Consider the following 26,216-nt stretch of genomic DNA (forward strand, 5'->3'; position numbering starts at 1 on the left):
CTGGGTCATGCGTCCATTGTGCATACCGCGCAGACCCGGTCCGGGGCGGCCTCGGCACAGCCGTCGCAGACGGTGTCCAGCGTCTTGCAGGAGGCATCGGCGCAATTGCGCAGTTCGGCGGTCGGCGTCCCGCACAGGCTGCAGCGGCCGACGACGGCGGCCTGGTCGGAGAACTCCACGCGCATCCGGCGGTCGAAGACGGCCAGCGAGCCCTCCCACAGCCCGGCGTCCCCGAAGGCCTCGCCGTAGCGGACGATCCCGCCATCCAGCTGGTAGACCTCGCCGAAGCCGCGGTGGTGCATCAGGGCCGTCAGCACCTCGCAGCGGATGCCGCCGGTGCAGTAGGTGACCACCGGCTGGTCCTTGAGGTGGTCGTACTTGCCGGAGTCCAGTTCGGCCACGAAGTCGCGCGTGGTCGTGGTGTCCGGCACGACGGCGTCGCGGAACCGGCCGATCTTGGCCTCCACCGCGTTGCGCCCGTCGAAGAACACCACGGGGGTGCCGGCGTCGCGCTTCTCGGCGACGAGGCGGTGCAGCGCCTGTGGGTCCAGGTGGGTGCCCGTGTCCCGCACCCCGTCCGCGGTGACGGTGACCTCCCCGGGGACGTCGAAGGCGACCAGTTCGGGCCGGACCTTCACGGAGAGCCGGGGGAAGTCCTCGGCGGACCCGTCCGACCACTTGACCTCCAGGCCGGCGAACGGCGGATAGGTCCGGGTGGTCCTGACGTACTGCTTCACCGCGTCGATCGGCCCGCCGACCGTGCCGTTGATGCCGTGGGGGGCCACGATGATCCGGCCGGTCAGTCCCCAGCGTTCGGCCAGGGCGTGCTGCCAGAGTCGCACGGCCTCGGGGTCGGCCACGGGGGCGAAGCGGTAGTAGAGGGCGATCTTGGACTGGCTCACCGCTCCAAGGGTAGTGGGACGCGGCCGGGTGGTTGCCAGGGTCGGCGGCGGGCTGCAGACTACCCCCAGGTGACGTTTTGGACCGGGAGAGGTTATGCCCGTGCGGTCCCCCGACGTCACGGGATAGTCTCTTGCCATGACTTCTGCCCTGAACGACGCTCTGGTCAGCACGTGGGTCACCGGGTGGTCCCGGTGCCGCGACTACGAGGTACGCCACGACGGCCCCGTCCACGCCTCGCTGCGCACCGGGCACCAGTCCACGGACGGCCAGGACTGGGAGTACGTTCTCGCCAATCCCGATGAGGACGCCCTGACGGCCGCCTCGGTCGAGGTCCAGCAGCACCCGGGCCGGCTGCTCACCGTGGTGGGCACCGCCCCGGCCATCCCGGAGGGCGTGCCGCTGAAGCGGGTCTCCACGGGCGAGAAGCTCATGGTGGTGGACATGACCGGCCAGGACGTCGAGGCACCGATCGTGCCGGAGGAGTTCGAGGCCGCGATCGAGCGCAACGAGCCGGACTGGTTCCTGCTGACCATCACCTCCACGGACCAGCACTCCGCCGGGGCCGGCGCCGTGGCCGCCCGGGGCCGGGTGGCCGCCGTGGACGGCTACGCGGTGTTCGACCGGATCTGGACCTCTCCCGAGTTCCGCCGTCAGGGCCTGGGCTCGCTCGTCATGCGCTACCTGGCCTCCCTCGCCCTCGAGCACGACGTGCAGGAGGGCCTGCTGGTGGCCGGCGCCGAGGGACAGGCCCTGTACGGGCACCTGGGCTGGACCGAGCTGGCGGACGTCACCGTCTTCGGGGCCCTCGAGGACCACACCGAGAACCCCTCCCACTCGGACCTCAGCTGAACCCTCCCGTCCGGACCGACGATCCCCGGGACGCCGAGGCCCTGGCCCGGGCCCTGGGGAGGCCGTCCGTCCCCGGCCAGCTGGTGCACGTGCGCTACCTTCCGGAGCGTCCGGCGCGGACCGAGCCGTGGCCCGAGGGCACCCCGGAGGGCCTGGTGCAGGCCTTCGGAGGCTCGGGCGTGCTCGAGCCGTGGCACCACCAGGTCGAGGCCGCCCGGCTCGCCGCCTCCGGTCGGCACGTGGTGCTGGCCACCGGCACCGCCTCCGGCAAGTCCCTGGGCTACCAGCTCGCGGCCGGCACCGCCCTGGCCGATGACCCTGCCGGGACCGTGCTGTACCTCTCCCCCACCAAGGCCCTCGCCGCGGACCAGCTCGTCGCCTGGCGCGCCCTGGCCCGGGACGGGGCCGGCTGGCTGCGCCCGTCCCCCTATGACGGGGACACCGCCCCGGCGGACCGTTCCTGGGCCCGGGACCACGCGAACGTGCTGCTGACGAATCCGGACATGCTGCACATCGGGATCCTGCCCCACCACGAGCGCTGGGGCCGGTTCTTCCGCCGGCTGCGGTACGTCATCGTGGACGAGGCGCACGTGTACCGGGGGGTGTTCGGTTCCCACGTGGCGGTGCTGCTGCGCCGGCTGGCCCGGGTCTGCGCGCACTACGGTGCGGGGCCGGTGTTCATCGGCGCCTCCGCCACCAGCGCGGACCCCGCCGGGTCGTTCACCCGGCTGATCGGGGCGGACGCCGTGGCCGTCACCGAGGACGCCTCGCCCCACGGTGCGGTGACGGTCGGGTTCTGGGAACCCGAGCTGACGGACGCGCGCGGTGAGAACGGTGCCCCGGTGCGCCGTTCGGCCACCGCGGAGTCGGCCGGGATGATGGCGGACCTCGCCGTGGCCGGGACCCGGACCATCGCCTTCATCCGGTCCCGGCGCGGTGCGGAGGCCATGGCCTCCGCCGCCAAGCGGGAGCTCGCGGAGGTGGACCCGTCCCTGCCCCCGCGGGTGGCGGCCTACCGCGCCGGCTACCTGCCGGAGGAGCGTCGCGAGGTGGAGACCGCCCTGCGCACGGGACGGCTGCTGGGGGTGGCCTCCACCCCGGCCCTGGAGCTGGGCATCGACATCGCCGGGCTCGACGCGGTGCTGGTGGCCGGCTGGCCCGGGACGCGGGCCTCGTTCTTCCAGCAGGTGGGGCGGGCGGGCCGGGCCGGCCAGGAGTCCCTGGCCGTGTACGTGGCCGGTGACGACCCCCTGGACACCTTCGTGGTGCACCATCCGGAGGCGGTGTTCGAGCTCGCCGTGGAGGACTCGGTGACGGACCCGTCCAACCCGCACATCCTGGCCCCCCACCTGTGTGCCGCGGCCGCCGAGCTGCCGCTGGTCCCGGACGGCCTGGCGGCCTTCGGAGAGCCCGGCCACGTGCGCGGCCTCGTGGACCGGCTCGTGGCGGAGGGCTACCTGCGACGCCGGCCGGCCGGCTGGTTCTGGACCCATCCCGAGCACGCGGCGGCCCTGGTCTCCCTGCGGGACGACGGCGGCGGCCCGGTGGACATCATCGACGCGGACACCGGGGCGGTGCTGGGCACCATGGGCTCGCCGCAGACCCACTACCAGGCGCACCCCGGGGCGGTGTACGTGCACCAGGACCGGACCTACCTGGTGGAGGACCTCGACGAGGACGCCCACGCGGTCCTGGTGACACGGGCCTGGCCGGAGTACTACACCCAGGCCCGGGACATCACGGAGATCGAGGTCCTGGACACGGTCCGTCGTCGCGACGGCGGTGACCTGCAGTGGTGCACGGGGCCCGTGAAGGTCACCACCCAGGTGGTCTCCTTCCAGCGCAAGGCGCTGGTCTCGGGCGAGGTGCTGGGCGAGGAGCCCCTGGAGCTGTCGGCCCGGGAGCTGTTCACCACCGCGGTCTGGTTCCATTGCCCGTCGGAGCACCTGGTGGCCGCCGGGTTGACGATGGACCGGCTGCCCGGCGCCCTGCACGCCGCCGAGCACGCGATGATCGGCCTGTTGCCGCTGGTGGCCTCCAACGACCGCTGGGACATCGGCGGGGTCTCCATGGCACTGCACCCGGACACCGGCGAGCCCTCGGTGTTCGTCTACGACGGCCACCCCGGGGGTGCCGGCTTCGCGGAGCGGGGGTTCGCCCAGGCGGAGGTCTGGCTCCGGGCGACCCTGGACACGGTCCGCTCCTGCGCCTGTGCCGACGGCTGCCCGTCCTGCGTGCAGTCCCCCAAGTGCGGCAACCGCAACAATCCCCTGGACAAGGACGGGGCGGGCACGCTCCTGGCCTTCGTCCTGGACCGGTTGCGGGGTCATCCGGTCGAGGACGTCGACGGGGCGGGAGGCGTCGGAGAGGCCGAGGACTCCCAGGCGACCGGTGGCGGGCCGGCCCGGGAGACGCCCTCGGCGGGCCAGGGCAGCGGCGAGGCGTAGCGGACCCGCACCAGGACGGTGCCGCCGTCGGCCCTCGAGCACCCGGTGAGCCGGCCGCCGTGACGCCCGGTGACCTCCCCCGCGAGCGCGCAGGGGTCCGCCGCGACCAGCCCTCGCGCGGCGTCTGCGGCGGCGAGGGCGGCGAGGTCCGCGGCGGCCGAGGCCCGGGCCGCGGCGACGCCGGCCGTGCCCAGCGCGGTCGCCGCGGCCAGCAGGACCAGGGTGGTGAACACGGTGAGCAGCACCGTCACCGCACCGGCGCCCCGGTCGCCGGTGATCACGGCGCTCCAGCGGGAGGCACGACCCACTGGTCCGGAGCGTGGGCGGTCGCCTCGAGTTGCCAGCCGTCCCACCAGCCCAGCGGACCGGGTGGGGTGTGGGCGAGCGTCACGGTGACCCAGCCGGGGGTGCGGGAACTGCTCAGCCGGGCGCCGTCACCGGCCATGCGCCGGGCGGTGCCGATGGCCTGGGCGTCCGTCTCCCCGCGGGCCAGTTCGCGCACGGTGGCGGCAGCGGCCTCCTCCAGGCGGATCTGCTGCAGCGTGGCGGCCCCGGCGAGCAGGGCCCCGGCCAGGACCACGGCGGCACCCGGCAGCAGCACGGCGTACTCGGCGGTGACCGATCCTCGCTCGGACGGTGATGGATGCACGAGGGCCTCCCGGGCTGGGCTTCCGTGGCCCTCCGGCGCGGGCCGGAGGACCACGGGAGCGGTGGCGGTGGTCCGTCAGCCGAAGCTGAGGGCGTTCTTGACGATGTCCAGCAGCAGGCCCTGGACGTCGGCGCCGGCCAGGACGACGGCGAGGACTCCGGCGAAGCCCACGGCGGCCAGCGTGACGATGCCGTACTCGGCGGTCTGTGCCCCGGTCTCGTCGGACCAGTCGAGCACAGGCACGGGGGCCTGCGCGGGGGTCTGGGCGGGGTTGTGGGCGGGGTTGTGGGCGGGGCCCGGGGCCGTGCCCGGAGCGATGTCCGCGGTGGCGGGTGAGGGGTTCATGGTGTCTCCTTGGGTTCTTCGTGGGTTCATCTTGGGTTCTTCTGGGGTGTGTCGCGGTGGATGGGACGGGTGGATTCGGCCGCCCGCCTCCAGACTGCTGGCGGGGGCTCCGGCGTGGGGTCCTCAGGGGCGCCGGTTCTGGACGGGTCGCGGACACCGGTGCGGTGTGGAGGAGCGGTCAGTCCCCAGACCGCCCCTAGGGAAGCAGTGCCAGCACCAGGGGGACGATGCCCAGGCACAGGAAGGAGGGCAGCTGGCAGAGCCCGAGGGGCAGCACCAGGCGCGTGGCCAGTTCGGCAGCGCGCTGCTCGGCCCTGCGCCGCCGGTTGCGCCGGAGGGAGGTGGCCGTGGACCGCAGCAGGGCCGCGGTCGGGGCCCCGGTGTGGTGGGCGAAGCGCAGTTCCCGGGCGAGTTCCCGCAGGTCCTCGTCCTGCGTCTCCCAGGCCTCGTCCCAGTCCACGCCGAGGCGCAACAGGGCGGCGACGCGGCGCAGCGGTGCCGCCCCGGGCAGGTGCGCCCCCAGCAGGTCCAGGGCGGGAACGAGCCCCTGCCCGCTCTCCAGCAGTCCGGCCAGCAGGTCCAGGGCCAGCGCCGCGTCCACGTCAGGCCCCGTCCTCTGCCCGGCGGGCCAGGGCACGGGTCCAGAGGTGCCCGACGACGGCGAGCGCCGCCCCGGTGCCCACCACGAGCCAGCCCAGCGGGCCGGCCAACAGCTCCGTGGGCGGGGCCCCGACGAGCGCGGACAGCCCCAGGCCCGCCACGGGCAGCAGCCCGAGCAACCGGGCCGTGGACCTCGGACCGGCCGAGGCCGCCTCACGGGCCTGATGGGCGTCCTGACCGTCCTCCAAGGCGTCGGCGAGCCGCTCCAGCAGCCCGGCCAGGGGAACCCCGGCCTCCCGGGAGACCGCCAGGCACCCGGTGAGCTGTTCCCAGTGCCGGCCGGCCTCCTCGTGCCCGGGCGGCCGGCCGAGCAGGACCGCGGTGTCCGCGTCCACCAGGGCGTGGTGCAGGCAGCACCCGGGGCGCCGGGTGCCCGACCGGCAGGGATCGTGGAGTCCGGCCAGTTCGGCCCAGACACCCTCGGTCCTCCGGCCCGCCTGCAGCAGGGCCGCGGCCTGGCGCAGCAGGGTGATGAACTCCTCCGTCTGGTGCTCGCGCCGCCGTCGGGCCGCGCCGGGGAGCAGGCGACGCAGCGGCTCACCGGTCCAGCGCATGGCGTCCTCCGCTCCGGGTGGACCCGGTCAGGGCCTCCAGCGCATCCAGTCCCGGGCCGAAGCACAATCCCTCCGCGGTGGCGGTGATCGCCGGCACGACGCGCAGGGTGCGGGCCTCCGCACCCTCCGGGCGGTCCAGGACGGCCAGTTCCACGGGGCGGCGGCCGGCGGCTGTGCGCTCCACGTGCAGGACGGCGTCGACCGCGCTGGCGGCCTGCAGGGCCGTCGCCTCGGGTCCGAGCCCGGCCAGGGCGCCCATGGCCTGGAGCCGGGCCGGGACGTCCCGGGCGGAGTTGGCGTGCACGGTGCCGGCCGCACCGCGGTGTCCGGTGTTCATGGCCGCCAGGAAGTCGGCCACCTCGGCACCGCGGCACTCACCCACCACGAGCCGGTCCGGCCGCATCCGCAGCGCCTGGCGGACGAGGTCGGCCAGGCTGACGGCACCGGAGCCCTCGGCGTTGCCGGGGCGGGCCTGCAGGGAGACCACGTGACCGTGGGCCGGCCGCAGCTCCCGGGTGTCCTCCACGGTGATGATCCGCTCGTCCGCGGGGACCTCGGCGAGCAGGGCGCCGAGCAGGGTGGTCTTGCCCGACCCCGTGGCCCCGCTGATGAGCAGGTTGGCCCGGACCGCCAGCACGTGGCGCAGCACGGACAGCCACCGCTCACCGTGGGGCCACCGCCCGGCCAGCCGGTCCAGCGCCGGCGGCTCGGGCGCTGGCAGTCGCACGCTGATCTGGGGTCCGCCGGTGGTGATCGGGGGCAGGACCGCGTGCACCCGGGCACCGGCGACCTGAGCGTCCCCGTAGGGCTGTCCCTCGTCCAGGCGGCGCCCGTCCTGGGCCAGCAGTCGCACCGCCAGCTGCCGGGCCTCGGAGGGGGCCAGCCTCTGTCCCGTGCGCCGCAGACCCTCGGCCCCGTCCGTCCACACGGCCCCCTCCGCGTCGACCAGGACGTCCGTGACTCCGGGACCGCGTGCCGGTTCCGCCAGCGGACCGAGGCCGGTGAGCCCGTCGGCCAGGACCGTCATCTGCCGGGCAGCCTCCTCGGGCGTGTGGACGGGCAGGTGACGCCGGACGGCCTCGCCGAGCAGTTCCGGGGGCAGGTCCACGCCCCCGGAGCCGGACTGCCGGGTCCCGGACGCGGCCACGCGCGCGGCCAGCCAGCGACGTGCCCTCTCCTGCCGGGACGGCGACGGCGGCCGCGACGGCGCCCAGCCGCGGCTCACCGCCGGACCCCGGCGGGATCACGGGACAGCAGGGAGGCCAGCCGCGCGGCCAGGTCGAGGGAGACCCTACGGCGGGCGGACCGGGCCCAGGACGCGGGGGTGGGTCCGCCCCACAGGGAGGGGTCCAGGGCCAACCGCGCCGGGGGCCGGCCCGGGACCTCGAGACAGCAGGTTCCTCCCTGGCCGGTCACGGACAGCAGGGGAAACCCCTCGGCGGCCAGCGTCGTCGCCAGGTGCGCGTCGCGGCCCACGTCGAGCACGGTCCAGCGGAAGGTGTCGACGGTGGCATCGATCACGGGCAGCAGCTGCGCGGGAGGACCCGTCATGCTCCCCCAGCGCACCCCGCCGGCCACCGGGAGCCGGCCGGCCAGGGCGGGGCCGGGCGTCGGTCCCAGGACCTCCGTCAGGGCGGAGGCCTCGGAGTTCGCCCGGAGGCGGGCGTCCAGCCCGCCCCCGGTGCCCCGCAGGTCCACGAGCACCCCGCGGCCGGGCCCGCCCAGCAGCAGGGTGAGTCCCCACGGCAGGCCGGGCCAGCCGTCATCACCACCGGGGCCGTCACCCTGGTGGGCCAGGATGAGCGCCCGGCCCGGCAGGTGGGGGTCGACGCTGCGGGCCAGCATGCGGCACAGCGGCCGTGACCGGGTGGGCAGCGTCAGGGTGGACGGATCCGGGTTCGTCGATGCCGTCCCGTCCAGCGTCACGGCGGCCACGCCGACGGCGCTGGTTCGCGGCCCGGTCGTGGGCCCGCCCGCCAGGTGGCCGCTGATGACCATGACCGGTTCCCGTCCGTGGGCGGACGAGAATTGCGCGAGGGCGTCGGGGACGGTCCCCGGCTGAGGGGACTGCACGTGCAACCGGTGCCCGACGGCCGCCACGCAGGCCGCGACCTCGTGCAGCAGCCGGGTCGCGAGCGTCCCGGATTCGGGGGGTGGCAGATACAGCACGGGGAGCGGGACCGCAGCGGTACTGGTCATGGTCCGAGCGTGCCCGTCCGGGCCGGTGCGGTGCAGGCCGGGCGCCTCGCCCCGGGGACGGCTCCCCGGGGGCGGGCCCCTGTGCAGGAGCGGGCGGGGTGCTCAGGGCCGGTGCACGGGGACCGGCTGGGAGGCGTCCCAGCCGCTGATGTCGATCACCCGTTCCCGGTCCCAGTCCTGGGCCCAGCCGAGCAGTTCGAGGATCCGGTCGAGGACGATGGCGGTGAAGCCCCAGACGAGGGTGTCCGAGACGAGGAACCCGGGGCTGCGGAAGCGGCGGGCGCCCACGGAGGGCTCGGCGCTGCGACTGGTCGTGATCCGGTTGGCCGGGTCCACCAGGTCGGCCACGGGCACCCGGAACACCCGGGTGGCCTCCCCCTCATCCACCACGAACACGTCTGAGGGCCGGTCCCACCAGCCGACCACGGGGGTGACCCGGAAGTTCGTCACCGTCAACGGCGCCGGCGGCAGGCTCCCCAGCACCCGGACCCCGTGAGGGTCCAGTCCCGTCTCCTCCTGGGCCTCCCGCAGGGCGGTGGCCACGTGGTCGGCGTCCTCGGGGTCCTTCCGGCCCCCGGGAAAGGCCACCTGCCCGGGGTGCTTGCGCAGGTGCAGGGCCCGCTGGGTGAGCAGCAGGTCCAGGTCCTCGGGCACGGCGTCGGTGTGGAAGTGCGAGGGCCGCCGGTCCAGGGCCCCGAAGAGCACCAGGACGGCCGATTCGGCCGGTACCCCCGCCCCGGGCTCCAGGTCCACGCCGAAGTCCCAGCCGCGGCCGTCGTCGGGAAGCCGGTTCGGCCGGTCGCCCCGGGCCATGCCGGGCCCCAGGACGCCGTACCGGGCCACCAGCGCTCGCAGGTCCGCCAGCGCACCGTCGATCTCCATCATGCTCCCAGACTGTATCCCTCGGCCCGCAGCTGTGCCCGCGTGGCCCCGGCCAGCATCCGCGCGTGCAGTTCCTCGCGCCCCGGGGCCAGTTCGTACTTCAGCAGTCCCACCGCCGCTACCGGGTCCGTCTCCCCGATCCCGTAGGAGGGGCACCACCGCGCCACGGGGCAGGCGCCGCAGGCCGGACGCTTGGCGTGGCAGACCCGGCGGCCGTGGAAGATGAGCCGGTGGGAGAGCATGGTCCAGTCCCGGCGCTCGAACAGGGCGGCGACCTCCTGCTCCACCTTCACCGGGTCCTGCTGCGCGGTGAACCCCAGGCGCCGGGCCAGCCGGCCGAAGTGGGTGTCCACGGTGAGCCCGGGGACACCGAAGGCGTTGCCGAGCACCACGAAGGCGGTCTTGCGGCCCACCCCGGGCAGCGCCACGAGGTCGTCCAGCCGGCCGGGGACCTCCCCGCCGTGGCGTTCGACGAGGACCCGGGACAGCCCCTGGATGGCCGCCGCCTTGTTCCGGTAGAACCCCAGCGGCCGGACGAGCTCCTGGAGCTCGCGCTCGTCCGCGTGGGCCATCGCCTCGGCGTCGGGGAACCGAGCGAACAGCGCCGGGGTGGTCGCGTTGACGCGCACGTCCGTGGTCTGGGCGGACAGCACCGTGGCCACGAGCAGTTCGAAGGGCGTGGTGAAGTCCAGTTCGGCGACCGCGTAGGGGTAGGCCTCCGCCAGGACCCGGTTGATCCTGCGGGCCCGGCGGGTGAGGCCGAGCCGGGTCTCGCTCACGCCCGCTCGATGTCGGACAGGTCCCTCAGCACCCCGGTCCGTCCGTCGGTGTTCTGCACCAGGAACTCGTGGCCGCGGTCCTCGAGCGCGAGGATCCAGCCGCCGGGCTCGAGGCCGAACGCGGGGCTGCCGTCCTCGGGGTTCACGGTCCACCGCGGGGTCCCGACGGCGAACCAGAACGCCTCGTAGCCCGCCGGCTCGGTCCCGCGGGGCGCGGCCGGCTCCCCGAGGGGTTCCTCCGTCTCCTCGACGGGTTCCGGCACCTCGGTGCCGGGAGCACCGAAGGCGGCGGTCGCGGAGGCCTCGGCCTCCTCCGTGGTCCGCGGGCGCAACCGCGTCGCGCCCAGGTCCTCGTCGATCTCGGCCCCGGAGGGCTGTCCCGGCTCCGCCCCGGGCTCCGGAGTCTCCTGCGCGTGGGTGTCCTGCGCGTGGGCGACCGCGGCGGGGGTGGGCCACGGGCCGGAGGCCGTCCCACCCGGCTGCGGTGCCGACGTCGTGCCCTCGGCGGCCTCGGGGGCCTCACGGGGCGCCGGGGTCTCGGGGGCCGCGACGGCGGCCGGCCGGGGACGGCGCGCCGCGGACGAGGCGAGCACGCGGGTCATCACGCCGCGCAGCGGCGAGGTGAGGACCATGCCGAGCGCGCCGAGCAGCCCGATCAGGAAGACCGGGTTCAGCGTGGTGACGACGCTGCTGAAGAAGAAGGCCAGCGCGAGCCAGGAGGCCACGTGGCAGAACTGCTCGGTGGACAGCGATCCCACGCGGGGTCCGTCCAGGCCGCTGACGCCCCGGGACAGCACGAGGCCGGCGGCCACGAGGGGCACCACGACGCCCACGCCCAGGAAGAACACGCCGGGGGTGTTCCACAGGTTCTGCCGCAGGGTGCCCAGCGGCACGACGGAGCCCACGAGGATCACCAGGACGGCGAGGAAGAAGCCCAGGTCCCAGCGGTCCAGCCGCAGTCCTCCGCCGGTACGCGCGGGCGCCTTCCGGCCACGGTGCGATGCGATGCTCATGTGCGTCCTCCTGGTGTCCCCTTCGGGCCCCCTCAGGCCCGTGTTCTTCTCGGGAACCATTCAATCAGTCTTCGCGCGCAATGCTCTGCACGCGATGGCCTCGGACGTTAGGCTGTCCCTGCGGGCCCTGTGATGGGCGTTACACCAACGACTCAGGCGTGGCCCGGTACGAGATCTTCCGCACCGAAGGAGTACGCATGTCGACGTCCACTTCCGGCGAATCCGCCTCCGGCTCCATGGACCCCCTGCTGGTGGAGAGGCGCACCTTCCCGCCCTCCGAGCAGTTCGCCGCGCAGGCCGTGGCCACCGCCGAGCGCTATGAGCAGGCCGCGGCCGACCGGCTGGGCTACTGGGCCGACCAGGCCCGTGAGGTGCTGCACTGGGAGCAGGACTTCACCGAGGTCCTGGACTGGTCGGACGCCCCGTTCGCGAAGTGGTTCGTGGGCGGCACCACCAACGCCGCGTACAACGCCCTGGACCGCCACGTGGAGGCCGGCCACGGTGACCGCGTGGCCATCCACTTCGAGGGTGAGCCCGGGGACACCCGGACCTGGACCTACGCCGAGCTGGCCGCCGAGGTGCGTCGCGCCGCCAACGCCTTCGAGTCCCTCGGCGTGACCAAGGGCGACCGCGTGGCCGTCTACCTGCCGATGATCCCCGAGGCCGTCATCACCATGCTCGCCTGTGCGCGCATCGGCGCGGTGCACTCCGTGGTGTTCGGCGGTTTCTCCGCCGACGCCCTGCGCTCGCGCATCGACGACGCCGAGGCCAAGCTCGTGGTGACCGCCGACGGCTCCTGGCGCCGCGGCAAGCCCTCGATGCTCAAGCCCGCCGTGGACGCGGCCCTGTCCGCGCCCGGCCACGCCGTGTCCAACGTCCTGGTGGTCCGCCGCAACGAGCAGGACGTGGAGTGGACCGACGGCCGGGACCTGTGGTGGCACGACGCGCTCCGGGCCGCCTCCGACGAGCACGAACTGGTCTGGCACGACTCCGAGCACCCGCTGTTCATCCTCTACACCTCCGGCACCACCGGCAAGCCCAAGGGCATCCTGCACACCACCGGCGGATACCTGGTCCAGGGCGCCGTGACCCACCGCGACACCTTCGACCTGCACCCCGAGACGGACGTGTACTGGTGCACCGCCGACGTCGGCTGGGTCACCGGGCACTCCTACGTCGCCTACGCCCCCCTGGTGAACGGCGCCACCCAGGTGCTCTACGAGGGCACCCCGGACTTCCCGCACAACGGCCGCTGGTGGGAGCTGGTGCAGAAGTACGGGATCACCATCGTCTACACCGCGCCCACCGCGATCCGCACCATGATGAAGTGGGGCCGGTCCATCCCGGACTCCTTCGACCTGTCCTCCGTGCGCGTCCTGGGCTCGGTGGGCGAGCCCATCAACCCCGAGGCGTGGCTGTGGTACCGGGACGTCATCGGTGCGAACGCCGGGGCCGGGACGAAGAACGACGACGGCTCCGTCACCCCGGGTCCGCGCAAGCAGGACCCTGCCCCGATCGTGGACACCTGGTGGCAGACGGAGACCGGCGCGCACATGATCGCCCCGCTGCCCGGCGTCACCGCCGCCAAGCCCGGTTCCGCCCAGGTGCCCGTCCCCGGCATCACCGTGGACGTGGTGGACGAGGCGGGCAACTCCCTGCCCAACGACTCCGCCGGCTTCCTCGTGATCAGGGATCCGTGGCCGGCCATGCTCCGCGGCATCTGGGGTGACCCCGAGCGCTACAAGGACACCTACTGGTCCCGGTTCGAGGACATGTACTTCGCCGGGGACGGGGCCCGCCGGGACGAGGACGGGGATGTCTGGGTCACCGGCCGCGTGGACGACGTCATGAACGTCTCCGGGCACCGGCTGTCCACCTCGGAGATCGAGTCCGCCCTGGTCTCGCATCCGATCGTGGCCGAGTCCGCCGTGGTGGGCGCCACCGACGCCACCACCGGCCAGGCCGTCGTCGCGTTCGTGATCGTCACGGAGGAGGCCGGTCAGGTCGACCAGGCCGAGACGGAGCAGACGCTGCGCAACCACGTGGCGCGGGAGATCGGCGCGATCGCCAAGCCCAAGCACATCCTGGTGGTGCCCGAGCTGCCCAAGACCCGCTCCGGCAAGATCATGCGCCGCCTGCTCAAGGACGTCGCCGAGGGCCGGGACCCGGGCGATGCCTCGACCCTGTCCGACCCGACGATCATGCAGCAGATCGCCCAGTCGCTGCGCACGTAACCGCGGTGACACGAAGGCCCCGGACCGCGAGGTCCGGGGCCTTCGTCGTTGGCGGAGGTGTCAGGTCGTCGGGCCGGGCGCGATGCCCTCCTCGCCGGAGAGGTGGTCCGGGTTCTTCAGCAGGTGGATGAGCGAGGCGACCATGCCGCCCCACACCACCACGATGGCGACGACCAAGAACAGGATGGCGATCGGGTCCATGTCAGTGCCCCTTTCTCGGGTGCTCGGCGTGATGGTGCTGGCCGACGGTGTCCCACTGGACGCCGGGGCCGGTGCCCTCGTGTTCCGGGTATTCCGGCAGGTCCTCGGACTCGAGGTTGTCGTTCAGTTCGCTGTGCAGGGCCGACCTCTGGGTCCACGGCAGCAGGGACAGCAGGACGGCGACCACGATCAGCGCGATCGACATGCCCCAGCCGAAGGTGCCCACGAACCAGGACGGCAGGTCCCCGTAGCCCTCGGTGGCCTTCAGCACCACGTCGGAGACCCACATGTAGGCCAGCACGATGGGCAGGATCACGGCCACGAGGACCTTGTAGGCCCGGCCGACGCGGAAGGAGGACACCGCGTTGAGGTGGTTCACCATGTTGTCCAGGCGTCGCAGGAGCCAGGACACCACCACGACCGCCACGAGGGCGGCGCCCACGATGCCGAAGTTGTTCGCGAAGGCGTCCGTGACGTCCAGGACGTTGATGCCGGAGGTGGTGCTGAACAGCAGCAGGGAGATCAGCCCGGAGGTCCCGACCACCACGATCACCGTGGTCCAGCGGCTCCAGCCCAGCTTGTCCTTCACCGCGGAGACGACCACCTCGAGGATCGAGATCAGCGAGGTGAAGCCCGCCACGACCAGCGAGGCGAAGAACAGCACGCCGATCAGCGCCCCGGCCGGGGCCTCGGAGATGATGGTCGGGAAGGCGATGAAGGCCAGGCCGATGCCGTTGGTGACCACCTCGGCCACCTCCACGCCGTTGGCCTGGGCCATGAAGCCCAGCGCCGCGAAGACGCCGATGCCGGCGAGGATCTCGAAGCTCGAGTTGGAGAAGCCCACCATCAGGCCCGAGCCCGTCAGGTTGGTCCGGCGCTTGAGGTACGAGGCGTAGGTGATCATGATGCCGAAGCCCACGGACAGGGAGAAGAAGATCTGGCCGTAGGCCGCGATCCACACCTGGGGATTCGTGAGCACCTCCCAGTTCGGGGTGAACAGCGCGTTGAGCCCCTCGGGGGCACCCGGCAGGAACAGGGCCACGACCACCAGGATGACGAACATGACCACCAGCACCGGGATCCCGATGAGCGAGGCCATCGCGATGCCCTTCTTGACGCCCACCCCCAGGATCACCAGCAGGATGAGCCAGACCACCAGCATCGGCCAGAACACGGACGGGACGAACTCCAGGTTCGGTGCCACGTCGTCCGCCACCCGCAGGTACTCGCCGAAGAAGAACGCCTCCGGGTCATCGCCCCAGCGCTCGTCGAAGGAGAACCAGGTGTACATCGCCGCGTAGGCGATGATGGCCGCGTAGTAGACGCCGATGACGAAGCAGATCAGCACCTGCCACCAGCCGATCGACTCCGTCCACCTGCTGAGCCGCCGGAAGGCCAGCGGGGGCGAGCCCTTGAAGCGGTGCCCGATCGCGTAGTCGAAGAACAGCAGCGGGATGCCGGCCGTCAGGAGGGCGACCAGGTACGGGACGATGAAGGCGCCGCCGCCGTTCTCGTAGGCGACATAGGGGAAGCGCCAGATGTTGCCGAGTCCGACGGCGGACCCGATCGCGGCGAAGATGAACGCCCAGCGGCCCGCGAATTGCTCGCGGCTCGCCTTCTGGGGTGATGCGGTGGTGGACGACACGGTCCCTCCCGGTCAGTACCTCGGCCGCGCAGGGTCACGGTCCGCCCCGTGAGGATGGAGGGACGGTGCGGTCCTGCGCTGCGGTGCGGAAAGTGGTGGCGACCACACTAATGCAGTCCTTGTGCGCGCGTACACTTCCCGCCCCCAGACCCGCACGTCAGGTCCGGGTGCTCAGCCGCCCTGGATGCACTGTCCGGTGGAGACGGTCTCCTCCATCTGCCCGGCGCCGGTGAGCACCGCCTCGGCCTCCTCGCCGGTGATGGCGTAGCCGACCTTGACGTCCCCCGCGGCCCGGGCGAAGACGACGCCGGCCACGTCACCGGCATCGTCCAGCAGCGGGCCACCGGAGCTGCCCAGCTGGACGTCGGCGTTGAGCTGGTAGATGTCCAGCGGACCGGGGTCCCCGCCGTAGATGTTGTTCACGGTGACCTCCCCGCGCGCCTGGACCTCGGCCGGACCCATCCAGAACGGGCCCCCGGAGGGGTAGCCCATGATGTAGCCGCTGTCACCGTCGGTCATCTGGGCCCCGGTGTCCAGCGTGGGCAGGTCGGCGTCGTCCACCGCCACCACGGCCAGGTCCCGTGCGGCGTCGAAGTGCACGACCCGGCCGGCGTAGACGGTGCCCTCCGCGTCCTCCACGGCCGGTTCCGTCAGGCCGGAGACCACGTGGGCGTTGGTCACCACGCGGTCATCCGTGACGGCGAAGCCGGAACCGGTCTGGTTCTGCCCGCACACGAACGCGGTGCCGCTGATCCGCACCACCGAGGCCCGGGCCAGGTCGATGGCGTTGTCCGGTTCCGGGGCCGTGGGGTCGGCGGTGGGCGTGGCGTGGACGATCGGCTCCTCCAGCTCGGGGACCACGTCGGAACCGGCGACGGTGGACCGGACCTGGGCGATGATCGTCTTGGCCGATTCCGGGACCCCGGCGTTGATGACCGTGATGACGCGGGACTGGGAGATGGCGCCGGTCACCGGCGGCAGCCCCATGGAGGACGCGGAGAAGGCCACGAAGGCGATGAGGCCGGCCGCCACGGCGGTGTTGACCACGGCCCCGGCCAGGCGGTCGGCGGTGCGCAGGGCCGGCAGCGCCATGCGCAACCGGATGGCGCGGCCGATCCCGGCGCCGACGGCCTGGCCAATGAGCACCAGCACGAGGGCGGCGGCGATGATCGCGATCAGGCGCCACGACGGATCCGGCACCCAGTCCGAGACCAGGGGGATGGAGAAGAACGCGGCGGCCGCACCGGCGACCAGCCCGACGATGGTGCCGAGCGTCACCCAGAAGCCCCGGCGGTACCCCGCCAGGAGGAAGACCAGCAGGACGACGAGCAGCACCCAGTCCAGCCAGGTCAGTCCGAGCACCAAGCACCCCTCCATCCTGCGTCCCGCCACCGGCGCACGCGTGAGAACTCATTTTACCGTCACGATGGCCGGGCATGGGGCAGAATGGTCCGTGAGTCATTGCATGTCGTTTCCGGCGGCATGCCCGTACACGCCTGTCAACAGTGAGGACGAAGGACACATGGATCTCGAGGTACTGCGCAAGGCCCCGCTGTTCACCAACCTGGATGACGAGGTCTTCTCGGCCCTGACCTCGGAGCTGACGGAGGTCGAGCTCTCCCGGGGCGCCTCCGCCTTCCACGAGGGTGACCAGGGCGACCAGCTCTACGTCATCATGTCCGGCAAGATCAAGCTCGGCCGCACGGCCCCGGACGGCCGCGAGAACCTGCTGGCCGTCCTCGGCCCGGGCGAGATCTTCGGTGAGATGGCGCTGTTCAACCCGGCGCCGCGCACCGCCTCGGCCACCGCGGTCTCCGCCACCCGGCTGGCCGGGCTGCGCCACGACAACCTGCGCAAGGTCATCCAGTCCACCCCCGAGGTCTCGATGCAGCTGCTGCGGGCCCTGGCCCAGCGCCTGTCCAAGACCAACGAGTCCCTGGCGGACCTGGTCTTCTCGGACGTGCCGGGCCGCGTGGCCAAGGCCCTGCTGGACCTGGCCGACCGCTTCGGCCGGCCGGCCGCCGACGGCCTGCTGGTGGCCCACGACCTCACCCAGGAGGAGCTGGCCCAGCTGGTCGGCGCCTCCCGCGAGACCGTGAACAAGGCCCTGGCCGAGTTCGTGCAGCGCGGCTGGATCCGCCTGGAGAACCGCGCCGTCGTCGTCCTGGACCTGCAGCGCCTGCGCCAGCGCTCCCGCTGAGGGCCTAGCGTCCCCACCGCCCGCCCGGCAGGGTGACCTCCAGTTCCAGGGTCTCCAGCAATTCCGGGGTGTACTCGGGGACGCCGCCGCGGATGGTCAGGCCCATCAGGAACTCCACGGTCGACCCCGCGGTGGCCATCCGCTCCAGCAGCAGTTCCACCGCGGGGACGGTCAGCGCCCCGAGCCGGCGGCCGACGGTCTCCGGCCGGCCGATCCCGTCCCCCAGCCGCGTGCCCCGCCGGCCGGCGAGCACCAGGCCGGCCGGCATCCACTCCGCCCACAGTCCCTTGCCCGCCAGCAGCGTGGCGTCCTGGCCGTGCGGCACGGCCACGGCGAAGTACTGGGTGTCGAAGCGGCGGTGCGCGAAGTGCGGGCTGTGCCAGCGCCCCACCGCCCGCAGCAGGTCCGTGCGCAGCCCGTGCCCACGCCGGTTCAGCAGCGCCGGGAGGGTGGTCTGCTGCTCGTCGAGGGCCCGGCGGGCCTCCATCCACTCCCCTCCCCCGGGGTTCTCCACCACCGAGTGCGGGTCCGTGCCGGCCAGCAGGATGCCGGTCTCCTCGAAGAGTTCACGGATCGCCCCGGCCACGTGCCGGCGGGCGAGCCGGTGGTCCTCCAGCCCCAGCACCCGGGCCCACTGGGCCGGCGTCGGGCCGTACCAGTCGCACTCGTCCTCGTCGGACGGCTCCAGCGAGCCGCCGGGGAAGGCCACGGCGCCCAGCGGCGTGGCCCCGGCCCGGTAGCGCAACAGGGTCTCGACGCCGTTGAGCCCGTCCCGGACGATCGCCACCGAGGAGGCCCGCCGGGCCGCCCGCGGCCGCCGCTCCCCGTGGACCAGCCAGCTGCGGGCCGCGGCCTGCTGGTCCTCGGGCAGCTCGAACGTGCGGCGTCGCGGCGGCCGGACCGGGCGGTGGACCGGACCGTGCCCCACCGCCATGCCGGTGCGCGGGGCATACGGTTCGGTCATGTGCGCCCTCCGGTGCGGTTCAGCGGATACGGACGGAGATCTCGACCTCGACCGGCGCGTCGAGCGGCAGCACGGCCACCCCGACGGCGGAGCGGGCGTGGGCGCCGGCGTCGCCGAAGACCTTGCCCAGCAGCTCGGAGGCACCGTTGATGACCTGCGGCTGACCGGTGAACGAGGGGTCGGAGGCGACGAACCCGACCACCTTCACGACCTGCTCCACGCGGTCCAGGTCACCGATCACGGACTTCACGGCGGCCAGCGCGTTGACCGCGCAGACGGCGGCCAGCTCGGCGGCCCGCGCCGGGTCGACCTCCGCGCCGACCTTGCCGGTGGCGCCGAGCTGTCCGCCCTCGAACGGCAGCTGGCCGGAGGTGTGCACCCGGTCCCCGTCGAGGATCGCGGGCACGTAGGCGGCCACGGGGGCGGTCACCGGCGGCAGGGTCAGCCCGAGCTCGGCGAGGCGGGTCTCCACCGCCGACTGTGCGCCGGTCACTGCTTCGGCCGCTTCAGGTAGGCCACCGCGCCGCCCTCGGGGCCGGTCATCACGGTGACCAGCTCCCAGCCCTCGGAGCCGTGCAGGTCCAGGACCTGCTTGGGGGTGTGCAGGGGCAGCGGGGTGATCAGGTATTCCCAGGTTGTCATGGGCTCCACCCTAGCCGGACCTCCCTCGCGCGCGGGGGAGAATGCTGCCGGTAGAATCGCCCCCATGGTCAACCGCACGTCCCCCTTCTTCGACACTGCCACCACGCTGGGCAAGATCGTCGCCTTCCTCGGCGTCAGCGCCCTGTGCGGCGTGCTCGCGGCGGGGCTGCTGCTGCCCGCCGCCGCGATGGGTGGGGCCACGGCCACGGCCGGCGGGGACATGCTGGACCAGTTGCCGGCGGAGCTGAAGGAGGAGCCGCTCTCGGTGCCCTCCCGCGTCCTGGACAAGGACGGGAACGTCCTGGCCACCTTCTACGCGGAGAACCGGGTCCCGGTGGAGCTGGACCAGATCTCGGACAACATGAAGGACGCGATCGTCGCGATCGAGGACGAGCGCTTCTACGAGCACGGTGGCGTGGACCCCCGCGGCCTGACGCGCGCCCTCGTGAACAACGCCACCTCGGACACCACGCAGGGCGCCTCCACCCTCACGCAGCAGTACGTGAACAACGTGCTCGTCAACGCGCAGTACCTCAACAACGAGCGCACCACCATCTCCGGCACCAAGAACGTGGCGGACAAGCTGCGTGAGATGAAGCTCGCCGTGGCCATCGAGAAGGAGATGACCAAGGACGAGATCCTCGAGGGCTACCTGAACATCGTGCTGTTCTCCGGCCGTGTCTACGGCGTGGAGGCCGCATCCCGCTACTTCTTCAACAAGAACGCGAAGGACCTCACCATCCCGGAGTCGGCCCTGCTCGCCGGCATGGTGCAGTCCCCCAACGGCTACAACCCGGTGAACAACCCGGACGGCGCCCTGGAGCGCCGCAACACCGTGCTGGCCGCCATGCTGCGCACGGGCAAGATCGACCAGGCCACCCACGACCAGGCCGTGGCCACGGAGATCACGCTGGACGTCACCCCGCTGTCCTCCGGGTGCATGTCCGCCGACTTCGGCAACTACTTCTGCGACTACGTCAAGCGCACCGTGGAGTCCTCCGAGGCGTTCGGCCCGGACCTCGAGTCCCGCCAGCGGCTGCTGGACCGCGGCGGGCTGCAGATCACCACCACCCTGGACTCCACCCTTCAGAAGGAGGCGGAGAAGGTCGCCCGCGAGAACGCCCCGTACACCACCTTCGAGAGCGACCGCGGCACGGTCGGCGAGCTGGGAGCCTCCCTCGTCACGGTCGAGCCGGGCACCGGCAACGTCCGCGCCATGGCCCAGAACACGACCTATGACCCGGGTGAGTCCGAGGGCGGCACCACCATCAACTTCAACGTCAACAAGACCATGGGCGGCGGCGCCGGGTTCCAGGCCGGCTCCACCATGAAGCCCTTCGTGTTCCTCTCGTTCATCGAGTCCGGGCACTCCATGACGGACACCCTCGACGCGCGGATCAACGAGTACCCGACCTACACGCGGTTCAAGGGCTCCTGTGGCGAGGGCGGGACCATCCCGCTCCTGGTCGACGGCAACGGCTGGACCGTCCGCAACGCGATCGCCGACATGAACAAGCCGATGCGCGCGGACTACGGGCTGTACTGGTCCATCAACACCGCCACCGTGGCGGCGGCCCACACCCAGGACCTGTGCGCCATCACTGGGCTCCTGGACCGGGTGGGCATCCAGAACGCCGGCACGGGCGAGTCCATCGACCCGCGGAACCCGTCCTTCGTGCTGGGCTCGGAGGAGGTGTCGCCGCTGATGATGGCCGCCGCCTACGCCACCCTCGCGGACGACGGCAACTATTGCGCACCCCGCGTCATCTCCGAGGTGACCGACACCCGGGGCAACACCTACCAGGTGCCCCCGGTGGAGTGCGAGAAGGTCGCCGACTCCCAGGAGGTGGCCGAACTGAACAACACCCTCAAGGCGATCGCCTCCGAGCGGATCGCCACGGACATGCCGTTCGAGATCGCCGGCAAGACCGGTACGAACAACTGGTCCTCGTCCACCTGGTTCATCGGCTCCACCACCGGCCTGACCACGGCCTCGTGGGTCGGGAACTTCCGCAACCAGGTCTCCCTGGAGGGCAAGCGGATCGCCGGCATCACCTATGACGACGTCTGGGGCTCCATCATCGCCGGGCCCATGTGGGCCGACTACATGCGCGACGTGGCCGGGAACTACCCGACCGACGACTTCACCGCGTTCGACGGCCCGAGCTCGGATCCGCGCACCGAGGGGTCGCGCGAGGGTGGACAGCGGATCCCGGTCGGCAACTACGGTGGACCCCGTCCGTACTACGATCCCGACACCGTCGTCTCGACGGAGTGAGGAGGCCCGCCGTGGGGGCTGAGAAGGTGACCGGTCCGCGCAGGACGTGGGCGATCCCGGCCGCGGTGGCCGGGGCCGGTGCCCTGTCCGCCGCGGCGGCCGTGGCCTGGGGCACCCTGGTGGAGGCCCGGAACTTCGCGGTCCGCACCGAGCGGCTGCCGATCCTGCCCCCCGGGGGCCGGCCGTTCCGGATCCTGCACCTGTCCGACATCCACCTGATGCCGGCCCACGCGGACACGCTGCGGTGGCTGTCCACGCTGCACACGCTCCAGCCGGACCTGGTGGTGAACACCGGGGACAACATCGCCTCCCCCGCCTCGATCCGTCCGCTGCTGCAGGCCCTGGGCCCACTGCTGGACGTGCCGGGGGTCTTCGTCCCCGGCTCCAACGACTACTACGCGCCCACGCCGGCCAACCCGCTGCGCTACCTCGCCGGACCGTCCCGCCAGGACCCGGACCGGGTCCGGCTGCCCGCGGACCAGCTGTTCAGCGCCTTCGAGGCCCGCGGCTGGACCGGCCTGGCCAACCGGAACACGTCCGTGGTGCTGCAGGGGATCCGGCTGGACCTGGCCGGCACCGACGACCCGCACCTGGACCGCGACGCCTGGCCCGGTTTCCGCGGTTCCAGTGCGACGCCGGCCCGGTCGCTGCGGATCGGCGTCACCCACGCCCCCTACCGGCGGGTGCTGGACGCCATGGTCGCGGACGGGGCCGACGTCATCTTCGCCGGGCACACGCACGGCGGCCAGGTCTGCGTGCCCGGGTACGGCGCCCTCGTCACCAACTGCGACCTGCCCACGTGGCAGGCCTCGGGACTGACGCAGTGGAGCCTCGACGGCCGCACCGTCCCCCTCGAGGTCTCCGCGGGCATCGGCACCTCCCCCACAGCGCCCTTCCGGTTCGCCTGCCGGCCCGAGGCCGTGGTGCTGGACGTCGTCGCGCGCTGACCTGCGTCAAAGGAGTCTTTCAGAACGTCCCGGGCGCCCGTAGGATGGTGGATCGCCCACCCCCTCGACCCGGAGGTCCCGCCGTGTCCACGTCCGCCCGTCCATCCCTGCGGCGCGTGCGGGGCGAGGAGCGCAGCCTCGCCGAGGCCCTCCGGCGGCTCTCGCCCTACCTGGAGGGCATCCGCTGGCGCTGGGGAGCCGGGCTGGCCTCCGCCATGCTGGCCGGACTCGTGGCCCTGGCCATCCCCCAGGTGATCCAGCAACTGGTCAACTCCGTGCTGCGCCCCGGCGGGGACGCCTCGGACGTGTGGACGGCGGTGGCCATCATGACCGTGCTCGGCGTGGCCGAGGGAGCGCTGGTCTACCTGCGCCGTGTCTTCATCCTGCCCCCGGCCGCGGGGGTGGAGAACCGTGCCCGGGTCGCCCTGTTCCGGCGGCTGCAGCGGCTGCCGGTGTCCTTCCACGACTCCTGGCCCTCGGGGCAGCTGCTCTCCCGGTCCGTGGGTGACCTGTCCCTGCTGCGGCGGTGGATCGCGTTCGGCACCGTGATGTTCGTGGTCTCCATCGTGACGATCGTGGTGGGCCTGGTGCTGCTGTTCGCCACCTCCTGGGTCCTGGCGCTGATCTACCTGGCCGGGGCCGTGCCGATCATGTGGCGCTCCTTCCACTTCCGCAACGACTTCCGCGCCGCCTCCCGGCTCTCCCAGGACCAGGCCGGGGACCTGGCGACCACCGTCGAGGAGTCCGTGCACGGCATCCGGGTGCTCAAGGCCTTCGGCCGCGGCGGGGAGGCGCTGGAGGGCTTCCGCGGCCAAGCCGACACCCTGCGCGGCACCGAGGTCCACAAGGCCGCCGTGCTCTCCAAGTTCATCTCGCTGATCGTGGCCCTGCCGGAGACGGTCATCGGGCTGTCCCTGGGCGTCGGCATCTACCTCGTGGCCACCGGGGACCTCACGGTGGGCGCCGTGGCCGGGTTCTTCGCCACCACCGCGGTGCTGGCCGGACCGGTGGAGTCCGTCGGGCAGCTGATGGGCATGTCCCTGTCCGCCAAGACCGCCATCGACCGGCACGCCGAGGTCATGGACACCCCGGTCGACATCGCGGATCCGGTGGCACCCCGAACCGGCGGTGCCACCGGCATCCCCGGGGCCCTCGCCTTCCGCGGCGTCCGCTTCCGCTACCCCGATGTCCCCGAGGGCGCCGAGCCGCTGTTGCGGGACATCACCCTGGACCTGCGCCCCGGGGAGACGATGGCCCTGGTGGGGCTGACCGGTTCCGGCAAGTCGACCCTGGTCCAGCTCGTCCCCCGGCTCTACGACGTCACCGCCGGGCAGGTGCTGGTGGGCGGCCGGGACGTGCGGGAGTACGAGCTGGTGGAGCTGCGGCGACGGGTCTCGATCGCGTTCGAGGACTCCACCCTGTTCTCGGACTCCATCCGGAACAACGTGCTGCTGGGCGCACCCGAGCAGGTGCTCGCGGACCCGGCGGCGGCCCAGGAGCTGCTGGACCTGGCCCTGGACACCGCCCAGGCCCAGTTCGCCCGTCGGCTGCCGGAGGGACTCGACACCGAGATCGGCGAGGAGGGGCTGAGCCTGTCCGGTGGCCAGCGCCAGCGCATCGCCCTCGCCCGGGCCATCGCCGCGCGGCCCGAGGTCCTCGTGCTGGACGACCCGCTCTCCGCCCTGGACGTGCGCACCGAGGAGGCGGTCACCCGCCGGCTGCGCAGCGTGCTGGCCGGGACCACCACGCTGATCGTGGCCCACCGGCCCTCCACGGTGGCGCTGGCCGACCGGGTGGCGGTGCTGCAGGACGGGCGGATCCTGGACGTGGGCACCCACGCCGAGCTGCTGGCCCGCTCCGCCGACTACCGCTTCATCATCTCCAGCTTCGAGGCCGACCGTTCCATCGAGTCGGTCATGGACTCCGGGGGGATCACCGCGATGACCGGCACCGAGGGAGACCGGGCATGAGCCGCCGGGACGCCACCCTCCTGGGCACCCGGGGCGAGGAGCGCCTGGACCTGGATGCCGCCGAGCGGCGCTACGTGCGGGCCCGGTCCTGGACGCTGCTCAAGGACCTCGCCCGGCCGGTCCGGTGGAAGCTCCTCCTGACCGTGGTGCTCGTGGTGGTCTCCAACGCCGCCCGCGCGTCGTTCCCGCTGATCATCGCCTGGGGCATCGACTGGGGGCTGCCGCAGGTCGTCTCCACGCTCCGGGACGGGGACTCCCCCGCCCCCGTGCTGGCCGCCGTCGGGGGGACCTACGTGGCGGCCGCGCTGACGGCCGGGCTGCTGCTGGGCACCTACACCTGGCTGACCGCCCGGGTGAGCCAGGCGATGCTGCTGGACCTGCGCGTCTGGGTCTTCCGGCACACGCAGCGGCTCAGCCTGGAGTTCCACGAGCGCTACACCTCCGGCCGGGTGATCTCGCGGCAGACCTCGGACCTGGACTCGTTGCGGGAACTGCTGGACCAGGGCGTGTCCTCGCTGGTGTCCGGGCTGATGTTCATGCTGTTCACCACCGTCTCGGTCTTCGTGCTGGATTGGCGCTCCGGGCTGGTGCTGCTCGGGGCCTTCGTGCCCGTGGCGATCGCCGTGCGCTGGTACCAGGTGCGCTCGGAGGCGGTGTACCGCCGGTCCCGGGTGTCCTCCGCGCGGATGATCGTGCACTTCGTGGAGACCATGACCGGCATCCGCGCGGTGCAGGCGTTCCGCAAGGAGCGGACGAACGACGAGACCTACGACCGGCTGGCCTCGAGGTACCGCGACGACATGGTGCACTCGCTGAACCTGTTCGGCGTGCTGCAGCCGACCCTGCTGGTCACCGGCAACCTGACCGTGGTGGCGCTGCTGGTCCTCGGCGGGTTCCGCGTGCTGGACGGGACCCTGGCCGTGGGCGTGCTGGTGGCCCTGCTGCTGGCCGGCAAGCGCGTGTTCCAGCCGATGGAGCAGGTGGCGATGTTCTACTCCTCCTTCCAGTCCGCAACGGCCGCCCTGGAGAAGGTCTCCGGGCTGCTCGAGGAGGCGCCCACCGTGCGGGAGTCCCCCACCCCGGTGCCGCTGCCCCGGGCCCAGGGGCGCCTGGAGTTCCGCGACGCCGAGTTCGGCTACGGCCAGGGCGAGGTGATCCTGCCCGCGTTCGACCTGACGATCCCGGCCGGTCAGACCGTGGCCGTGGTGGGCCAGACCGGCGCCGGCAAGTCCACCCTGGTCAAGCTCATCGCGCGCTTCTACGACCTGAGCTCCGGCTCGCTGACCCTGGACGGGGTGGAGCTGGACCAGCTCTCCGCCGCCGACCTGCGGCACAACGTGGTGATGGTGACGCAGGAGGCGTTCCTGTTCTCCGGCTCGGTGGCCGAGAACATCGCGCTGGGCCGGCCCGATGCCTCGGACCAGGAGATCCAGGCGGCGGCGCGGGCCGTGGGTGCCCACGAGTTCATCCTGTCCCTGCCCGAGGGCTATGACACGGACGTCACCAAGCGCGGCGGGCGGTTGTCCGCCGGGCAGCGGCAGCTCGTGTCCTTCGCCCGCGCGTTCCTCGCCGACCCCGCGGTCCTGATCCTGGACGAGGCGACCTCGTCCCTGGACCTGCCCAGCGAGCGCCTGGTGCAGTCCGGCCTGGAGCGGTTGCTCGGTGACCGGACGGCGCTGATCATCGCGCACCGGCTCTCCACCGTGGAGATCGCCGACCGCGTGCTCGTGGTCCACGACGGGCGGATCGTCGAGGACGGGACCCCCGAGGAGCTGATCGCCGCCGGAGGCCGCTTCGCCGAACTCCACGCCGCCTGGCAGGACTCCCTGGTCGGGTGATCCCCGCCTTCCGGCGC

At 72.8% G+C, this 26,216-nt stretch carries 24 protein-coding genes and 1 pseudogene; 8 read left to right on the forward strand and 17 right to left on the reverse strand.

Annotation, left to right across the window (positions count from 1 at the left end):
- Nucleotides 1–5: 5 nt before the first annotated feature.
- Nucleotides 6–902 carry a rhodanese-related sulfurtransferase gene (locus tag GGQ69_RS10395; RefSeq protein WP_183527754.1) on the reverse strand — a complete coding sequence of 299 codons (897 nt, stop codon included), beginning with the start codon at nt 900–902 and terminating at the stop codon, nt 6–8.
- 136 nt (nt 903–1,038) lie between these two features.
- Here GGQ69_RS10395 and GGQ69_RS10400 point away from each other — a divergent pair, with 136 nt between their 5' ends.
- Together GGQ69_RS10400 and GGQ69_RS10405 are read left to right on the forward strand one after the other, a co-directional pair.
- Complete coding sequence (locus tag GGQ69_RS10400) at nt 1,039–1,752, forward strand: GNAT family N-acetyltransferase (RefSeq protein ID WP_183527755.1); 714 nt, start codon at nt 1,039–1,041, stop codon at nt 1,750–1,752.
- Nucleotides 1,753–1,835: 83 nt separating this feature from the next.
- Nucleotides 1,836–4,199, forward strand: a complete 2,364-nt coding sequence (locus GGQ69_RS10405; protein ID WP_183527757.1) for a DEAD/DEAH box helicase — start codon at nt 1,836–1,838, stop codon at nt 4,197–4,199.
- Nucleotides 4,200–4,207: 8 nt separating this feature from the next.
- On the opposite strand, the pseudogene GGQ69_RS16865 reads toward GGQ69_RS10405, so the two are convergent.
- The 10 genes and pseudogenes from GGQ69_RS16865 to GGQ69_RS10450 form a co-directional block, all read right to left on the reverse strand.
- A pseudogene (locus tag GGQ69_RS16865) lies at nt 4,208–4,552 on the reverse strand (Rv3654c family TadE-like protein); the annotation flags it as partial.
- A complete protein-coding gene (locus GGQ69_RS10410) occupies nt 4,477–4,848 on the reverse strand; it encodes a TadE family type IV pilus minor pilin (protein WP_183527759.1) in 372 nt (123 codons plus the stop codon). The pseudogene GGQ69_RS16865 and the gene GGQ69_RS10410, both read right to left, overlap by 76 nt.
- A gap of 75 nt (nt 4,849–4,923) precedes the next feature.
- Nucleotides 4,924–5,193, reverse strand: coding sequence for a DUF4244 domain-containing protein (locus GGQ69_RS10415; RefSeq protein WP_183527761.1), 270 nt, complete (start codon nt 5,191–5,193; stop codon nt 4,924–4,926).
- A 196-nt stretch (nt 5,194–5,389) separates the two neighbouring features.
- Nucleotides 5,390–5,794, reverse strand: a complete 405-nt coding sequence (locus tag GGQ69_RS10420) for a type II secretion system F family protein (protein ID WP_183527769.1) — start codon at nt 5,792–5,794, stop codon at nt 5,390–5,392.
- A gap of 1 nt (nt 5,795) precedes the next feature.
- Nucleotides 5,796–6,407 (reverse strand): type II secretion system F family protein, encoded by a 612-nt coding sequence (locus GGQ69_RS10425; protein WP_183527771.1) that lies wholly within the window; start codon nt 6,405–6,407, stop codon nt 5,796–5,798.
- Complete coding sequence (locus tag GGQ69_RS10430; RefSeq protein ID WP_298045139.1) at nt 6,391–7,632, reverse strand: TadA family conjugal transfer-associated ATPase; 1,242 nt, start codon at nt 7,630–7,632, stop codon at nt 6,391–6,393. The genes GGQ69_RS10425 and GGQ69_RS10430 overlap by 17 nt, the downstream gene beginning before the upstream one ends.
- The gene (locus GGQ69_RS10435; RefSeq protein WP_183527773.1) at nt 7,629–8,606 is read right to left on the reverse strand and encodes a hypothetical protein; all 978 of its coding nucleotides are present in this window, start codon (nt 8,604–8,606) and stop codon (nt 7,629–7,631) included. Before GGQ69_RS10435 ends, GGQ69_RS10430 begins: the two co-directional genes overlap by 4 nt.
- Before the next feature lie 102 nt (nt 8,607–8,708).
- Nucleotides 8,709–9,491: a CoA pyrophosphatase gene (locus GGQ69_RS10440; protein ID WP_183527775.1), complete on the reverse strand. Its 783-nt coding sequence runs from the start codon at nt 9,489–9,491 to the stop codon at nt 8,709–8,711.
- Nucleotides 9,488–10,267 (reverse strand): endonuclease III, encoded by a 780-nt coding sequence (nth, locus tag GGQ69_RS10445; RefSeq protein ID WP_183527777.1) that lies wholly within the window; start codon nt 10,265–10,267, stop codon nt 9,488–9,490. The genes GGQ69_RS10440 and nth overlap by 4 nt, the downstream gene beginning before the upstream one ends.
- A complete protein-coding gene (locus tag GGQ69_RS10450; RefSeq protein WP_183527779.1) occupies nt 10,264–11,280 on the reverse strand; it encodes a hypothetical protein in 1,017 nt (338 codons plus the stop codon). The genes nth and GGQ69_RS10450 overlap by 4 nt, the downstream gene beginning before the upstream one ends.
- A gap of 197 nt (nt 11,281–11,477) precedes the next feature.
- On the opposite strand from GGQ69_RS10450, the gene GGQ69_RS10455 reads away from it, so the two are divergent.
- Nucleotides 11,478–13,514 (forward strand): acetate--CoA ligase, encoded by a 2,037-nt coding sequence (locus tag GGQ69_RS10455; RefSeq protein ID WP_183527780.1) that lies wholly within the window; start codon nt 11,478–11,480, stop codon nt 13,512–13,514.
- Nucleotides 13,515–13,574: 60 nt separating this feature from the next.
- Here the strand turns inward: GGQ69_RS10455 and GGQ69_RS10460 are convergent, their stop codons facing one another.
- The 3 genes from GGQ69_RS10460 to GGQ69_RS10470 form a co-directional block, all read right to left on the reverse strand.
- Nucleotides 13,575–13,715 carry a methionine/alanine import family NSS transporter small subunit gene (locus GGQ69_RS10460; protein ID WP_083843252.1) on the reverse strand — a complete coding sequence of 47 codons (141 nt, stop codon included), beginning with the start codon at nt 13,713–13,715 and terminating at the stop codon, nt 13,575–13,577.
- Nucleotide 13,716: 1 nt separating this feature from the next.
- Nucleotides 13,717–15,360 (reverse strand): sodium-dependent transporter, encoded by a 1,644-nt coding sequence (locus GGQ69_RS10465; RefSeq protein WP_183527782.1) that lies wholly within the window; start codon nt 15,358–15,360, stop codon nt 13,717–13,719.
- Nucleotides 15,361–15,531: 171 nt separating this feature from the next.
- Nucleotides 15,532–16,722 carry a MarP family serine protease gene (locus tag GGQ69_RS10470; RefSeq protein WP_298044146.1) on the reverse strand — a complete coding sequence of 397 codons (1,191 nt, stop codon included), beginning with the start codon at nt 16,720–16,722 and terminating at the stop codon, nt 15,532–15,534.
- Between the two features lie 160 nt (nt 16,723–16,882).
- Between GGQ69_RS10470 and GGQ69_RS10475 the strand changes: the two genes are divergently transcribed.
- Entirely contained in the window at nt 16,883–17,560 is a 678-nt protein-coding gene (locus GGQ69_RS10475) for a Crp/Fnr family transcriptional regulator (protein WP_010143094.1), read from the forward strand.
- Between the two features lie 4 nt (nt 17,561–17,564).
- On the opposite strand, the gene GGQ69_RS10480 is transcribed toward GGQ69_RS10475, so the two are convergent.
- Genes GGQ69_RS10480 through GGQ69_RS10490 form a run of 3 tightly spaced genes read right to left on the reverse strand, consistent with a single transcriptional unit; the run spans nt 17,565 to nt 19,166 of the window.
- Nucleotides 17,565–18,524: an NUDIX hydrolase gene (locus GGQ69_RS10480; protein WP_183527792.1), complete on the reverse strand. Its 960-nt coding sequence runs from the start codon at nt 18,522–18,524 to the stop codon at nt 17,565–17,567.
- 19 nt (nt 18,525–18,543) lie between these two features.
- Nucleotides 18,544–19,017, reverse strand: coding sequence for a RidA family protein (locus tag GGQ69_RS10485; RefSeq protein ID WP_183527794.1), 474 nt, complete (start codon nt 19,015–19,017; stop codon nt 18,544–18,546).
- Nucleotides 19,014–19,166: a hypothetical protein gene (locus GGQ69_RS10490; RefSeq protein ID WP_010143091.1), complete on the reverse strand. Its 153-nt coding sequence runs from the start codon at nt 19,164–19,166 to the stop codon at nt 19,014–19,016. Before GGQ69_RS10490 ends, GGQ69_RS10485 begins: the two co-directional genes overlap by 4 nt.
- 64 nt (nt 19,167–19,230) lie before the next feature.
- Here GGQ69_RS10490 and GGQ69_RS10495 point away from each other — a divergent pair, with 64 nt between their 5' ends.
- The 4 genes from GGQ69_RS10495 (at nt 19,231) to GGQ69_RS10510 (ending at nt 26,199) form a co-directional block, all read left to right on the forward strand.
- The gene (locus GGQ69_RS10495; protein WP_183527796.1) at nt 19,231–21,444 is read left to right on the forward strand and encodes a transglycosylase domain-containing protein; all 2,214 of its coding nucleotides are present in this window, start codon (nt 19,231–19,233) and stop codon (nt 21,442–21,444) included.
- A gap of 11 nt (nt 21,445–21,455) precedes the next feature.
- Nucleotides 21,456–22,391 carry a metallophosphoesterase gene (locus GGQ69_RS10500; protein ID WP_183527798.1) on the forward strand — a complete coding sequence of 312 codons (936 nt, stop codon included), beginning with the start codon at nt 21,456–21,458 and terminating at the stop codon, nt 22,389–22,391.
- A gap of 83 nt (nt 22,392–22,474) precedes the next feature.
- Nucleotides 22,475–24,361, forward strand: a complete 1,887-nt coding sequence (locus tag GGQ69_RS10505) for an ABC transporter ATP-binding protein (RefSeq protein WP_183527800.1) — start codon at nt 22,475–22,477, stop codon at nt 24,359–24,361.
- Nucleotides 24,358–26,199 carry an ABC transporter ATP-binding protein gene (locus GGQ69_RS10510; RefSeq protein ID WP_183527802.1) on the forward strand — a complete coding sequence of 614 codons (1,842 nt, stop codon included), beginning with the start codon at nt 24,358–24,360 and terminating at the stop codon, nt 26,197–26,199. The genes GGQ69_RS10505 and GGQ69_RS10510 overlap by 4 nt, the downstream gene beginning before the upstream one ends.
- Nucleotides 26,200–26,216: the final 17 nt, after the last annotated feature.

This window comes from Micrococcus sp. TA1, assembly GCF_014199555.1.
Lineage (GTDB): Bacteria > Actinomycetota > Actinomycetes > Actinomycetales > Micrococcaceae > Citricoccus.

Coding starts and splice junctions, on each gene's coding strand:
- GGQ69_RS10400 (WP_183527755.1), top strand. CDS start 1,039: ATGACTTCTGCCCTGAACGACGCTCTGGTCAGCACGTGGGTCACCGGG.
- GGQ69_RS10415 (WP_183527761.1), bottom strand. CDS start 5,193: ATGAACCCCTCACCCGCCACCGCGGACATCGCTCCGGGCACGGCCCCG.
- GGQ69_RS10425 (WP_183527771.1), bottom strand. CDS start 6,407: ATGCGCTGGACCGGTGAGCCGCTGCGTCGCCTGCTCCCCGGCGCGGCC.
- GGQ69_RS10435 (WP_183527773.1), bottom strand. CDS start 8,606: ATGACCAGTACCGCTGCGGTCCCGCTCCCCGTGCTGTATCTGCCACCC.
- GGQ69_RS10440 (WP_183527775.1), bottom strand. CDS start 9,491: ATGATGGAGATCGACGGTGCGCTGGCGGACCTGCGAGCGCTGGTGGCC.
- GGQ69_RS10450 (WP_183527779.1), bottom strand. CDS start 11,280: ATGAGCATCGCATCGCACCGTGGCCGGAAGGCGCCCGCGCGTACCGGC.
- GGQ69_RS10455 (WP_183527780.1), top strand. CDS start 11,478: ATGTCGACGTCCACTTCCGGCGAATCCGCCTCCGGCTCCATGGACCCC.
- GGQ69_RS10460 (WP_083843252.1), bottom strand. CDS start 13,715: ATGGACCCGATCGCCATCCTGTTCTTGGTCGTCGCCATCGTGGTGGTG.
- GGQ69_RS10475 (WP_010143094.1), top strand. CDS start 16,883: ATGGATCTCGAGGTACTGCGCAAGGCCCCGCTGTTCACCAACCTGGAT.
- GGQ69_RS10480 (WP_183527792.1), bottom strand. CDS start 18,524: ATGACCGAACCGTATGCCCCGCGCACCGGCATGGCGGTGGGGCACGGT.
- GGQ69_RS10490 (WP_010143091.1), bottom strand. CDS start 19,166: ATGACAACCTGGGAATACCTGATCACCCCGCTGCCCCTGCACACCCCC.
- GGQ69_RS10495 (WP_183527796.1), top strand. CDS start 19,231: ATGGTCAACCGCACGTCCCCCTTCTTCGACACTGCCACCACGCTGGGC.
- GGQ69_RS10510 (WP_183527802.1), top strand. CDS start 24,358: ATGAGCCGCCGGGACGCCACCCTCCTGGGCACCCGGGGCGAGGAGCGC.